The following is a 12,730-nucleotide window of genomic DNA, read 5'->3' as shown; positions in this document are numbered from 1 at the left end:
TCCTGAAACATAAGTTGAAATAATCGCGACCACCGGATTTCCGGAGCCGAGACTGAGTTGCAGGCGTTGGTAAAGCGGATCGATGAGCGGATCGTGAGATCAACCGCATCAGGCCACGATTCACGGTGACCCTAGCAAACACAGTGTGGGGGACGATACGCGTCTTTTACCGAAAAAGCGATAGCTGGGTTATTCAGCCACCTCCCCCCTCCCGCCTGACAGGACAAGGGATTGGGGAATCCTACACGAATTCCGACACCCTATTCATGTATTTACCGCCTTAATTTCAGCCAAACGGCAGGCCCACCGGGCCTAAAGGTTCAGACCGCTGCTGAAGTGTCTTGGCTCGCCGGTCAACGGATCCTCGAAGGCGAGGGCTTTGGCCAGCAGTTGAAGCGCAGGTGCGGCAGCGCCCTGCCCGGCAGGGTTCAGTTCCGGATACAGGTCATCCCCGCAGATCGGCGCCCCCAGCGCGGCCATATGCACCCGCAGCTGGTGCTTGCGGCCGGTCTCCGGATGCAGGCGATAGCGCCAGAACGGGCCCGCCGCGTCGATCACCTCGACCCGCGTCCGCGCATTCGGCTCGCCCGGGGCCTCGGTCATGCGGAAGAACGGCTCGCCCGGCACCAGCCGGCTGCGCCGCTCCAGCGGAAACGCCAGCCCGGGCAGTCCCGGCGCGAGGGCCTCATAGGTCTTCACGATGCGCCGCTCACGGAACAACCGCTGGTACGCATCGCGCGTCTCAGGGCGAGTAGAGAACAGCACCAGACCCGCCGTCAGCCGGTCCAGCCTATGCAACGGCACCAGGTCGGGATTGCCGGTCCGGGCCACCAGCCGCGCCAGCAGGGTCTGCTGCACGTACCCGCCGGCCGGGGTCACCGGCAGGAAATGCGGCTTGTCGGCCACCAGCAGGTGCGCGTCGACATGCACGATGGCCTCCTGGTGCGGAATCACCGGCTCGTCCGCCACCTCACGGAAGTAGTGGATCTCCAGCCCCACCTGCCAGGGGTGGTCGGCCGCCAGCGCCCTGCCCTGCGCATCGCGCACCCGGCCGCGGGCGAACCGGTCCTGCCATTGGCCACGGTCGATGCGCGGGAACCGCGCGCACAGCCCATCCAACAGGCAGCGCCAGTCCCCCGGGGGCAACTGCAGGCGGCTGGCGGCAACGTGGCCGGTAATCGGATCGGACGGGTGCATAGCCCACGCATTATCATGGTGCTCTTTGTTTACGGTACCCCCATGGCCCTCACCGCCACCATCCGCAAGGCCGAACTGCAGATCAGCGACATGGATCGCGGCTACTACGCCACCCATAACCTGACCCTGGCCCAGCACCCGTCGGAAACCGATGAGCGCCTGATGGTGCGCATGCTGACCTTTGCCCTGAACGCCGACGAACGGCTGGAATTCGGTCGCGGACTGAGCGTGGACGACGAGCCGGACCTGTGGCGCCGGGACTACACCGGCGACATCGAGCTGTGGATCGACCTGGGCCAACCGGACGAATCCCGCCTGCGCAAGGCAAGTGGGCGTGCCCGCGCGGTGCAGCTGGTGATGTACGGCAGCAGCAACCTCACCGACACCTGGTGGAAGCGCAACAGCGCGGCGTTGAACAAGCTGTCGTCGTTGGAGGTCATGGACCTGCCGGGCGACCTCGTCACCGAGCTTGGCGAGCAGATCGAGCGCACCATGCGCTGGGACGTGATGATCCAGGACGGCGAAGTGCGGCTGATCTCGGACAAGAAGGAACTGACCTTCACCCCGACCTGGCGCAAGCAGAAGCCGCAGGCCTGATCCAGCGCCGATGAGTACGATCCGCTGCGATGTCCTGGTGATCGGTGCCGGCGCTGCCGGGCTGATGTGCGCGCTCACCGCCGGCCGGCGCGGGCGCATGGTGCAGGTGATCGACCATGCCAACAAGGTCGGCAAGAAGATCCTGATGTCCGGCGGTGGCCGCTGCAACTTCACCAACACCGGCACCACCCCGGCCAACTTCCTGTCGGCCAACCCGCACTTCTGCAAGTCCGCGCTGGCGCGCTACACGCCATGGGACTTCATCGACATGGTCGAGCGGCACGGCATCGCCTACCACGAGAAGGAGCTGGGCCAGCTGTTCTGCGACATCTCGTCCAAGCAGATCGTGCGCATGCTGGTGGACGAATGCACGGCCGCCGGCGCGCAGATCCGGACCGACTGCGCAGTGGAGAAGGTCGAGCGCGGTGCCGACGGCTTCCACGTGCAGACCGCGCAGGGCCGCTTCCATGCCGCCTCGCTGGTGGTCGCCACCGGCGGGCTGTCCATCCCCAGCCTGGGGGCCACCGGCTTCGGCTATGAACTGGCCCGCCAGTTCGGCCACGAAGTGCTGCCGACCCGTGCCGGGCTGGTGCCGCTGACCCTGAGCGGCAAGCACCAGGAGCGCTTCCATGACCTGAGCGGGGTCGCGCTGCCGATCGCGGCGCGCTGCAACGACGTGGAGTTCCGCAACTCGATGCTGATCACCCATCGCGGCATCAGCGGCCCGGCGATCCTGCAGATCTCCTCGTTCTGGCAGCCGGGCGACGACCTGCGCCTGGACCTGCTGCCCGGACAGGATGCCGAAGACTGGCTGCGCACCATGAAACGCGACCGGAGCGCGGCCGAGCTGCGCACGGTATTGTCCGAGGTGTTGCCACGCCGGTTGGCGCTGCGCCTGTGCGAACACTGGCTGCCGGACCGCCCGGTGCGCCAGATCGACGAGCGCGAACTGCGCCAGGCCGCCGCCCTGCTGCAGGATTTCCCACTGGTGGCCAGCGGCACCGAAGGGTACCGTACCGCGGAGGTCACGCTGGGGGGCGTGGACACCCGCAAGGTGTCGTCCAGCACGTTCGAGTCGCAGCTGGTGCCGGGGCTCCATTTCGTCGGCGAAGTGCTGGATGTCACCGGCTGGCTGGGGGGATACAACTTCCAGTGGGCCTGGGCCAGCGGCCATGCCGCCGGCCAGGTTGTGTAGCGGCCCTTTCATTCCGTGATCGGCGCCCGCCGCCGGCATGGACGAAGTCACATGCATCGTGTATCAAGTTTGCAGTCCGGGGAGTAGTGAATGCAGAACGCGAATGACATCACCGTCCGCCTGCTGATCGTGGATGACAGCGGGGAGAACGCCGAAACCATCGTCAGCATGCTGCGCAACAGCGGCATTGCCGTGCGCCCGGCGCGCCCGCAGAACGCCGAGGAGCTGGGCCAGATCATCGGCGGCCAGCCGATCGACCTGGTGCTGGCTGCGCCCGCGCAGAGCATCCCGCTGCTGCAGGTGACCCAGCAGATCGCGGCCAGCGGCAAGGACATTCCGATGATCCTGCTGGCCGAGACCATCAACGAAACCGAATGGGTGGAAGCCAGTGCCAACGGCATCCGCGCGGTAGCCCTGCGCAGCCGCCCCGAGCACCTGCTGGCGGTGGTGCGCAACGAGTGGACCGACCTGCACGCGCGCCGTGGCCTGCGCCGCATCGAGGCGCAGATGCGCGAGACCGAGCGCCGCTGCGACGCGCTGATCTCTTCCTCGCGCGACCCGATCGCCTACGTCCATGAAGGCATGCACATCCGCGCCAACGAGGCGTACCTGGAGATGTTCGGGTTCGAATCGTTCGACGACGTGGAAGGCATTTCGCTGCTGGACATGGTCGCCCCGCAGCACGTGGACGGCTTCAAGCAGCTGCTCAAGTCGCTGAGCAAGGGCGAAGCGCCGCCGCCGCAGTACCAGGTGGACGCGCGCAACCAGGACGGGGCGGTGTTCGCGGCCACGATGGAATTCACCCCGGCCACCTATGAAGGCGAAAGCTGCCTGCAGGTGGTGTTCCGCCGCCGCATGGAATTCGACCCGGAGCTGGCCCGCGAGGTGGAGGACCTGCGCCAGCGCGACCAGGTCACCGGCCTGCTCAACCGCCAGACCTTCATGCTGCACGTGGAAAACGCGGTGGCCCAGGCCGGCCGCAGCGAGGGCCGGTTCGGCCTGCTGCTGATTGAACCGGACCACTACGCGCGCCTGCTGCCGGATATCGGGCTGGACTCGGCCGATGCCCTGATCGCAGCGCTGGCGCGGGTGCTGGCCGACACCGTCGGCGACACCGCGCAGCTGGCCCGCTTCGGCGAGCACAGCCTGGCGGTACTGACCGAAGGGGCGTTCGCCCAGACCGAGGCACTGGCGGACCGGATCCGCGAGGCGTTCGCGGCGCAGGTGTTCAGCATCGGCGAGCGTTCGGCCACGGTCACGGTCAGCATCGGCGGTGTGCAGGTCGGCGAGAAGATCGCGAGCATCGGCCAGGTGCTGGCGCGCGCCACCGAATGCCAGCAGGCTGCATCGGAGCTGGGCAACACCAGCCGGATCTTCGATCCGGCGGCAGTGGACCGCGTGGAAGAAGAACGCATCCAGCGCTGGGTGGCCCGGATCAACGAGGCGCTGGCCGGCGACGGCTTCCAGCTGCATTACCAGCCGGTGCTCAACCTGGGCGGCGAACCGCTGGAGCTGTACGAGGCGTACCTGCGCCTGGACAACAACGGCGAGCTGCTCAGCCCGACCGCTTTCCTGGGCATTGCCGAGGAACATGGGCTGCTGGCAGACATCAACCGCTGGGTGGTGGCGCATGCGATCAGCGTGCTGGGCGAGCGCGAGCGCGCGGGCCATGCCACGCACATGATGGTGAAGATCACGCCGGAGTCGTTCAACGACCCGCAGATGGTGGCCACCATCCGCCGCGAGCTGCAGGCGCAGGGCGTACCGGGCGAGCGGCTGTGGCTGCATGCGCCGGAAGCAAAGGTGTTCACCCACCTGCGCAACGCGCAGCAGTTCCTGGCCGACGTGGCACCGCTGGGCTGCCGGATCGGCTTGGAGCAGTTCGGCTCGGGCCTGGATTCGTTCCAGCTGCTGGCGCACTTCCAGCCGCAGTTCCTCAAGCTGGACCGCGACTTCACCAGCGACTTCGCCCGCACCCGCGAGAACAGCGAGAAGATCGCCGAAATCACCACGCGCGCGCAGGAAGCCAACATCCGCACCATCGCCGAGTTCGTCGCCGACAACGGCTCGATGAGCCTGCTGTTCAGCGCAGGCGTTGATTACGTGCAGGGTGAGTTCGTTGGGCCGGCTGCGCCAGTGATGAATTTTGAGTTTGGGTGAGGTAGTGCGGTAAATCAAAACCGGCGGCCTGCGGTTTCACTGTGTTGGGCCGGCGGGGGTGGGTTTGCGGGACACGCCGTGAACCCATCCATGGGGGCTTGTAGAAAACATCCATGTTTTCTACAGTCCCGCAAACCCACCCCCGCCGACCCATTGACGGTTGGCTGGTGGCCAATGATGTAGAGCAACGCCCTGCGTCGCTGCTGCTGATCTTGATCTTGATGTTCCAACCGCACGTGGCCATCTGTCGGGGTCGGTTGGCGGGCAGCCCTCGTAGGGACTGTCAAAAACATGGATGTTTTTGCCAAGCCCCCATGGATGGGTTTACGGCGTGTCCCGTAGAGGGCTGCCCGCCAGCCGACCCACCCGCGGGGATCGAGACGCTGCTCTACGCGGAAGCCACAAACGAAAATGCCGCCCAGACCGGGCGGCATTTTGCTTTTCAGCTTTTCAGCTTTTGAGCAGACCAGACTCAGGTCAGATCAACCAGATTCGGAATGGCCACATCGGTAGCGACGTCCGCCTCGTAATCCACGCCTTCCACGCCGAAGCCGAACAGGCGCAGGAAGTCGGCCTTGTAGCCGGCCAGGTCGCTGATCTCGTACAGGTTCTCGTTGGTGACCTGCGGCCACAGCGCCACCACTTCGGCCTGCACGTCCGGCGCCATTTCCTTGTAGTCCGCACGCAGGCGTCCGGCTTCGTCGACCAGCTCCACCGTGCGGCCATCGGCCAGCAGCTGGTGGCGAAGGCGATCGGCCGCCGCGCCGCTTTCCTTGCCGCCGTAGATGATGTCGTAGAGCGTGTCGAGCTGCTCGATGCAGCCCTCGTGCGTGCCGCGCTCCTTCATCACCTTGAACAGCAGCGACAGGTACAGCGGCATGGTCGGGATCGCCGAGCTGGCCTGGGTCACCACCGCCTTGAGCACCGACACGCGCGCGTCGCCGTTGATCGGCGCCAGCTTGGCGCGGATGCCCTGCACCTTCTGGTCCAGGTCCTTCTTGGCCGCACCGATCGAACCGTTCCAGTAGATCGCCTGGGTGATCTCTTCGCCCACGTAGGTGAAGGCCGTGGTGGTGGCGCCGTCCGCCAGTACGCCGGCTTCCAGCAGCGCGTCGATCCACATCTGCCAGTCTTCGCCGCCCATCACCGCCACCGTGCCGGCGATCTCTTCCGGCGTGGCCGGCTCGATCGTGGTTTCGGTGATCACTTCCTTGTCCGTATCCAGCCCGCGCAGCGTGATCGGCGCGCCGATCGGCTTGAGCGTGGAACTGATCACTTCGCCGGTCTTCGGGTGCTTGCGGCGCGGCGCCGCCAGGCTGTACACCACCTGGTCGACCTGGCCCAGGTCCTGCTTGATCAGCTCGATCACCTTGGCCTTGACCTCGTCCGAGAACGCGTCGCCGTTCACGCTGCGCGCGTACAGGCCCGCCTGCTCGGCGTACTTCTGGAACGCGGCCGAGTTGTACCAGCCTGCCGTACCCGGCTTGGTTTCGGTGCCCGGACGCTCGAAGAACACGCCCAGCGTGGCCGCACCGCTGCCGAACGCGGCAGTGATGCGCGCGGCCAGGCCATAACCGGTGGACGCACCCAGCACCAGCACCCGCTTGGGACCGTTCGGCACCTTCGGCTGGGCCTGGATGTAATCGATCTGCTGCTTTACGGCTGCGTCGCAGCCGACCGGATGGGTGGTGACGCAGATGAAGCCGCGCACACGCGGTTTGATGACCATGATGACCTCGATGGGAATGGTGGGCCTCGGGAACGGCCGCACGCAACCCGGGAATCGTAGTGCGCACGGCCAGACAGCACAACCGACGCCCCGGTACGGTAGACATGAAAAAACCGCGCAGCGCGCGGTTTCTTCAGGTGCCATCAGAGTTGCCGGCTTGGGCCGGCAACCGTTACGGCCGGCGTTCCAGGGCCTCGATGTCCTTGGCCTTGGGCAGCAGGTCCTGCTTGCTCACCCGCAGGAAGCCGATGGTCAGCATCGGCACGGCCACCAGGATCGAGGACAGCACCACGATCACCGCACCCACCATGTGGGTTTCGGCCAGGCCTTCCAGCGAGGCACCGCCGTACATGTACAGGGCGAGTGCCGACAGGAAGAACATCACCGCGGTGATCACCGTACGCGACAGCGTCTGGTTGATCGAGCGGTTCAGCACTTCCAGCGGGTCGGCACGCAGGCTGCGGAAGTTTTCGCGGACGCGGTCGAACACCACGATGATGTCGTTGATGGCAAAGCCCATCACCGACAGCAGGCCGGCCAGCAGGTTCAGGTCGAACTCGCGGCCCATCAGCGACATGTAGGCCAGCGTCACCAGCAGGTCGAACAGCGCCACGATGCTCGCGGTAACCGCGAACTTCCATTCGAAGCGGAAGCCGATGTAGATCAGGAAGCCGGCCAGCATGAAGATCGTCGCGTACAGGCCGTTCAACGCCAGGTCCTTGCCGATCTGCGGGCCCACGAACTCGTTGCGCAGGATCGTGGCCGGGTTCTCGCTGGTGGTGATCGCCTTGAGTACGGCGTCACCGGTGGCCTTGTCTTCGGCGCTGGCCGCACCGGTACCCGGTGCGTGTTCGCCGTGCGGGGCCAGGCGGATCAGCACGTCGGTGTTGCCACCGAAGCTCTGCACCTGGGTGCCCTCGAAGCCATTGGCTTCCAGGCGCGAGCGGACCTCCTCGACGTCCATCTGGCGATCGAAGCGCGCTTCGATCAGGGTGCCGCCGGTGAAGTCCAGTGCGAAGGTGAAGCCCTTGATGCCGATGATGGCAACCGAGGCCAGGAACAACGCGATCGTGACTGCCATGGCGACATGGCGCCAACGCATGAAGTCGATCTTGGTGTCGTTCGGGAGGATGTGCAGCGGAAACAGTTTCATTGTGCGTGTCGTCCCGTCAGATGGCCACGTTCTGGAGCTTCTTGCGACGGCCGTAGATCAGCGTCGCAAGTGCGCGCGATACGGTGATCGCGGTGAACATCGAGGCGAAGATACCGATGATCATCGTCAGGGCGAAGCCCTTCAGCGGACCGGTGCCGAAGGCGAACAGCGCCACGCCGACGATCAGGCCGGTCAGGTTGGCGTCGAGGATGGTGCCGCTGGCGCGTTCATAACCGGTCACGATCGCGGTCTTGCCCGGCATGCCCGCACGCAGTTCCTCGCGGATGCGCTCGTTGATCAGCACGTTGGCGTCGACCGACAGGCCCACCGACAACGCCAGGCCGGCAAAGCCCGGCAGGGTCATGGTGGCACCGAACAACGACATCACCGCCACCACGATCAGCAGGTTGAACAGCATCGCCACCGAGGTGATCAGGCCAAACATGCGGTAGTAGATGGTGAAGAAGACCAGGGTGAACATGAAGGCGTAAACCACCGCGGTGATGCCGCGCTCCACGTTCTCCGCACCCAGGCTCGGGCCGACCACGCGCTCTTCCACGAAGTCCATCGGCGCGGCCAGCGAGCCGGACTTCAGCAGCTTGGCCAGGTCTTCCGATTCCTTCTTCTCCAGGCCGGTGGTCTGGAAGTTCTTGCCGAACACGCCGTTGATGTTGGCCACCGAGATCACTTCCTCGTTGACGCGGAAGCTGCGCACTTCCTTGCCATCAACCATGGTCACGGTCGGCACGCGCTCGGTGTACACCACCGCCATCGGCTTGCCGACATTGGCGCTGGTGAAATCGAACATGCGCTGGCCGCCGACGCTGTTGAGCGTCACGCTCACCGACGGGGTGCCGGTGGTGGCGTCGTTGACCGCCTGCGCGGCCACCATCTGGTCACCGGTGACGATCACGCGCTTGTTCAGCAGGATCGGGACGCCGCTGTCGCGACGCTTGTAGACCTTGGCTTCCGGCGGAATGCGGCCGGTGTCGATGGCGTCCTGCGCGTTGCCATCGACCACCGCGCGGTATTCGAGCGTTGCGGTCGCGCCGATCATGCGCTTGGCTTCGGCGGTGTCCTGCACGCCCGGCAGCTGCACGACCACGCGGTCGGCACCCTGGCGCTGGATGATCGGTTCGGCCACGCCCAGCTGGTTGACGCGGTTGCGCAGCGTGTTGATGTTCTGCTCGATCGCACCGTTGGTGATCTGGCTCAGCTCGGCGTCCGGCACGGTCACCGTCAGGCGCTTGCCCGACACGTCATAACCGAGGGTCGGCTGTGCCTTTACCAGCGCCAGCCGTGCACGCTCGGCGGCGGCATCGTCGGTCGACGGGCTCAGCGTGGCGACGATCGAATTGTCCGGGCGGCGCTCCACCGACTGGAACGGAACGCGCGCTTCGCGCAGCGTGCCGCGCACGTCTTCGGCGTAGGCATCCATGCGCTTGTCGATGGCCGCCTTCTGGTCCACCTGCAGCACGAAGTGCACGCCACCCTGCAGGTCCAGGCCCAGCACCATCGGGCGACCGCCCAGGCGCTGCAGCCAGTCCGGCACGGTCGAGGCCAGGTTCAGGGCCACCGTGTAGTTCTCGCCCACGCTGTCGCGCAGCTTGGCGCTGGCCGCCGCCTGCGCCTGCAGGTCCGGCAGGCGCACGATCAGGCTCTCGCCTTCCTTGTCCGCGCCGATGGTGTTGATCCCGGCCTGCTTCAGGTCGGCCAGCACGCGGGTGCGAAGGGCGTCATCGACCTGGCCGCCACGGTTGGCGGTGATCTGGACGGCGGGGTCCTTCTGGTAGATGTTGGGCAGCGCGTACAGCGCGCTGAGCGCCAGTACGATCAGGATGACGACGTACTTCCAGCGTGGAAATTCAAGCATTGCCAGGTTCCTGCGCGGCGCCAGTCCCGGCGCCGCGGTTGTGCTTCGGAAAGGGAGTGGCTTAGTTGGCCGACTTCAGGGTGCCGGTCGGCAGCACGTTGCCCACGGCGCCCTTCTGCACGCGGATGTTCACGTTGTCGGACACTTCGATGGTGACGAAGTTGTCGCCGATGGCCTTGACGGTGCCGGCAATGCCGCCGTTGGTCAGCACTTCGTCGCCGATCTTGATCTTCTCCAGCATCGCCTTGTGTTCCTTCTGGCGCTTCATCTGCGGGCGGATCATCAGGAAGTACATGATCGCGATCAGGATGATCGGGAACAGCAGCGTGGTCAGGCCCATGCCCTGCGGCTGGCCACCAGCGGCTTGGGCGTGGGCGGCGGGAATCAGGAAGGCGATCAGGTTCATGGTGTGTCCTTGGGTTGGGAGGCGCCCTACCCTTTATGGGGTCGGGTGTCGCCGCGAAACAGGGGTCAGCCGCGAAGTATGCCACGGCCCCGGGAGTTCGTCCTTGGGCCGTTTGGCAGGGTCCGCGCGCCGGATCGGGGCCGGGCCGGCCGCTTACAGCGGCGGCGTGGCCATGCCCCGGGCCGCATAGAAGGACTCGCGGAAGGCCTCGAAGGTTCCCGCCGCGATGGCCGCGCGCATGTCGGCCATCAGCTTCTCGTAGTAGTACAGGTTGTGGAGGGTGCCCAGCATCGGCGCCAGCATTTCGTTGCAGCGGTCCAGGTGGCGCAGGTACGAGCGGGTGTAGCCACTGGTGCAGGCATGGCAGCCGCAGCCCGGCTCGATGGTGTCCATGTCGCGCTCATAGCGGGCGTTGCGGATGCGCACGGTGCCGAACGAGGTGAAATAGTGGCCGTTGCGCGCGTTGCGGGTCGGCATCACGCAATCGAACATGTCCACCCCGCGGGCGACGCCTTCGACCAGGTCTTCCGGCCGGCCCACACCCATCAGGTAACGCGGGCGGTCGGCGGGCAGGATCGGGTGCATGTGGTCGAGCATCGCGTTGCGCTCGTGCTCGGGCTCGCCCACGGCCAGGCCACCGATGGCGTAGCCGTCGAAGCCGATCTGCTGCAGGCCTTCGGCCGAGCGGCTGCGCAGGTCGTGGTGGACCCCGCCCTGGACGATGCCGAACAGCGCCGCGTCATTGCCCAGTTCGTCGTGCGCGTTGCGGCTGCGCTGGGCCCAGCGCAGGCTCAGCTCCATCGAGGTGCGCGCCACCGGCTCGGTGGCCGGGTACGGCGTGCACTCGTCGAAGATCATCACGATGTCCGAATCGAGCACCTTCTGGATCTTCATGCTCTCTTCCGGGCCCAGGAACACCCGGGCACCGTCGGTCGGCGAGGCGAAGGTGACGCCCTGTTCGGTGATCTTGCGGCGGTGCGCCAGCGAAAACACCTGGAAACCGCCCGAATCGGTCAGGATCGGCCCGTTCCAGCGCGCGAACCCGTGCAGCCCGCCGTGGTCGGCGATCACGTCCAGGCCCGGGCGCAGGTACAGATGGAAGGTGTTGCCCAGGATGATCTCGGCGCCCAGGGCGCGGATCTGCTCCGGCAGGATGCCCTTGACCGTCCCATAGGTACCCACCGGCATGAAGGCCGGGGTTTCCACCGTCCCGCGCGGGAAGGTCAGGCGGCCACGGCGGGCGCGCCCGTCGGTGGTCTGGAGCTGGAACTGGAGTCGGGACATGGAGCGGGCATTCGGGCAAATAATTGCCGATTATCGCCGAAAACCGCCGCCGACGCGCTCAATCCGCCTGCGGGAACAACAACATGGCGTCGCCATAGCTGAAGAAGCGGTACTTTTCCTCGATCGCGGCGCGGTAGGCCTCGAACACCCGCGCCTGCCCGGCGAAGGCGGAAATCATCATCAGCAGCGTGCTTTCGGGCAGGTGGAAGTTGGTGACCATCGCGTCCACGCTGCGGATCCGGTAGCCCGGGGTGATGAAGATCTGGGTTTCGCCTGCGTATGGCAGCAGCTCGCCGTCGCGCATGGCGCTTTCCAGCGCGCGCACCACGGTGGTCCCCACGCCGATCACCCGGCCACCGGCGGCGCGCGTGCGGCGCACCTGCTGGACCAGTTCGGGCCCCACGTTCAGCCACTCGCGGTGCATCACGTGGTCCTTCAGGTCGTCGGCACGGACCGGCTGGAAGGTACCCGCGCCCACATGCAGGGTCACGTGGCCGAAGCCCACGCCCTGCGCGGCCAGCGCCGCAAGCAGGCCTTCGTCGAAGTGCAGGCCGGCCGTCGGTGCGGCCACCGCGCCCACTTCGCGCGCGAACACGGTCTGGTAGCGCTCGCGGTCGTCCAGCCCCGGTTCGCGCTGGATGTAGGGCGGCAACGGCAGCCTCCCCGCGTGGAGCAGCCACTGTTCCAGCGGCTCGGGCACGTGGAACCGCAGCACGTAGAACTCGCCATCGCGGCCCAGCACCTCGGCCTCGCCGCCGGCATCGAGCGCGATCCGGCTGCCGGGCTTCGGCGATTTGCTGGCGCCCACCTGGGCCCGGGCCTGCTGCGCGCCAAGCAGCCGTTCGATCAGGATTTCCACGCGGCCGCCGCTGGCCTTCTGGCCGAACAGGCGCGCCGGGATCACCCGGGTATCGTTGAATACCAGCAGGTCGCCGGCCTGCAGCAGCGACGGCAGGTCGCGCACCTGGCGGTGTTCGAACGCGGCCGGGGCCTGCGGCACCACCATCAGGCGGCTGGCCGAGCGCTCGGCGAGCGGGGCCTGGGCAATCAGTTCAGCGGGAAGGTCGTAATGGAAGTCGGACTTCTTCAAGGGAGCGCACGGCAACGTGTAGACAATGTCGGGCATTGTACGACTG

Annotated in this window: 10 protein-coding genes; 3 read left to right on the top strand and 7 right to left on the bottom strand. The window is 66.4% G+C overall.

The window, feature by feature from the left end:
* Positions 1 to 312: 312 nt before the first annotated feature.
* Positions 313 to 1,197, bottom strand: coding sequence for a pseudouridine synthase (locus V9K91_RS13260; RefSeq protein ID WP_249834102.1), 885 nt, complete (start codon positions 1,195 to 1,197; stop codon positions 313 to 315).
* Between the two features lie 42 nt (positions 1,198 to 1,239).
* Here V9K91_RS13260 and V9K91_RS13255 point away from each other — a divergent pair, with 42 nt between their 5' ends.
* The 3 genes from V9K91_RS13255 to V9K91_RS13245 all read left to right on the top strand — a co-directional run bounded on the left by V9K91_RS13255 (position 1,240) and on the right by V9K91_RS13245 (position 5,149).
* Positions 1,240 to 1,794: a YaeQ family protein gene (locus V9K91_RS13255; protein ID WP_093534369.1), complete on the top strand. Its 555-nt coding sequence runs from the start codon at positions 1,240 to 1,242 to the stop codon at positions 1,792 to 1,794.
* Between the two features lie 10 nt (positions 1,795 to 1,804).
* On the top strand, positions 1,805 to 2,989 hold the full coding sequence (locus V9K91_RS13250; RefSeq protein ID WP_095364205.1) for an NAD(P)/FAD-dependent oxidoreductase: 1,185 nt from the start codon (positions 1,805 to 1,807) through the stop codon (positions 2,987 to 2,989).
* 90 nt (positions 2,990 to 3,079) lie between these two features.
* Positions 3,080 to 5,149, top strand: coding sequence for an EAL domain-containing protein (locus tag V9K91_RS13245; protein ID WP_336443368.1), 2,070 nt, complete (start codon positions 3,080 to 3,082; stop codon positions 5,147 to 5,149).
* A gap of 472 nt (positions 5,150 to 5,621) precedes the next feature.
* On the opposite strand, the gene fabV is transcribed toward V9K91_RS13245, so the two are convergent.
* The 6 genes from fabV to queA form a co-directional block, all read right to left on the bottom strand.
* Positions 5,622 to 6,878 carry an enoyl-ACP reductase FabV gene (gene fabV, locus V9K91_RS13240; protein WP_336443367.1) on the bottom strand — a complete coding sequence of 419 codons (1,257 nt, stop codon included), beginning with the start codon at positions 6,876 to 6,878 and terminating at the stop codon, positions 5,622 to 5,624.
* Between the two features lie 172 nt (positions 6,879 to 7,050).
* Positions 7,051 to 8,031, bottom strand: coding sequence for a protein translocase subunit SecF (gene secF / locus V9K91_RS13235; protein WP_249834098.1), 981 nt, complete (start codon positions 8,029 to 8,031; stop codon positions 7,051 to 7,053).
* Between the two features lie 16 nt (positions 8,032 to 8,047).
* A complete protein-coding gene (secD, locus tag V9K91_RS13230) occupies positions 8,048 to 9,904 on the bottom strand; it encodes a protein translocase subunit SecD (RefSeq protein ID WP_093534361.1) in 1,857 nt (618 codons plus the stop codon).
* 61 nt (positions 9,905 to 9,965) lie between these two features.
* Positions 9,966 to 10,310 (bottom strand): preprotein translocase subunit YajC, encoded by a 345-nt coding sequence (yajC, locus tag V9K91_RS13225; protein WP_068851197.1) that lies wholly within the window; start codon positions 10,308 to 10,310, stop codon positions 9,966 to 9,968.
* Between the two features lie 153 nt (positions 10,311 to 10,463).
* The gene (gene tgt, locus V9K91_RS13220; RefSeq protein ID WP_093534359.1) at positions 10,464 to 11,594 is read right to left on the bottom strand and encodes a tRNA guanosine(34) transglycosylase Tgt; all 1,131 of its coding nucleotides are present in this window, start codon (positions 11,592 to 11,594) and stop codon (positions 10,464 to 10,466) included.
* Between the two features lie 58 nt (positions 11,595 to 11,652).
* Positions 11,653 to 12,684: a tRNA preQ1(34) S-adenosylmethionine ribosyltransferase-isomerase QueA gene (gene queA, locus V9K91_RS13215; protein ID WP_337308192.1), complete on the bottom strand. Its 1,032-nt coding sequence runs from the start codon at positions 12,682 to 12,684 to the stop codon at positions 11,653 to 11,655.
* Between the last annotated feature and the right edge of the window lie 46 nt (positions 12,685 to 12,730).

The organism is Stenotrophomonas sp. CCNWLW57, from assembly GCF_037203925.1.
Taxonomy (GTDB): Bacteria; Pseudomonadota; Gammaproteobacteria; order Xanthomonadales; family Xanthomonadaceae; genus Stenotrophomonas; species Stenotrophomonas rhizophila_A.
The sequence above is the reverse complement of the archived record's forward strand: the minus strand, read 5'-3'. Positions and strand labels throughout refer to the sequence as shown.

Bases quoted from the DNA above. Each gene is read 5' to 3' on its own strand.
- V9K91_RS13260 (WP_249834102.1), bottom strand. From the start codon at position 1,197: ATGCACCCGTCCGATCCGATTACCGGCCACGTTGCCGCCAGCCGCCTG.
- V9K91_RS13255 (WP_093534369.1), top strand. From the start codon at position 1,240: ATGGCCCTCACCGCCACCATCCGCAAGGCCGAACTGCAGATCAGCGAC.
- V9K91_RS13250 (WP_095364205.1), top strand. From the start codon at position 1,805: ATGAGTACGATCCGCTGCGATGTCCTGGTGATCGGTGCCGGCGCTGCC.
- V9K91_RS13245 (WP_336443368.1), top strand. From the start codon at position 3,080: ATGCAGAACGCGAATGACATCACCGTCCGCCTGCTGATCGTGGATGAC.
- fabV (WP_336443367.1), bottom strand. From the start codon at position 6,878: ATGGTCATCAAACCGCGTGTGCGCGGCTTCATCTGCGTCACCACCCAT.
- secF (WP_249834098.1), bottom strand. From the start codon at position 8,031: ATGAAACTGTTTCCGCTGCACATCCTCCCGAACGACACCAAGATCGAC.
- secD (WP_093534361.1), bottom strand. From the start codon at position 9,904: ATGCTTGAATTTCCACGCTGGAAGTACGTCGTCATCCTGATCGTACTG.
- yajC (WP_068851197.1), bottom strand. From the start codon at position 10,310: ATGAACCTGATCGCCTTCCTGATTCCCGCCGCCCACGCCCAAGCCGCT.
- tgt (WP_093534359.1), bottom strand. From the start codon at position 11,594: ATGTCCCGACTCCAGTTCCAGCTCCAGACCACCGACGGGCGCGCCCGC.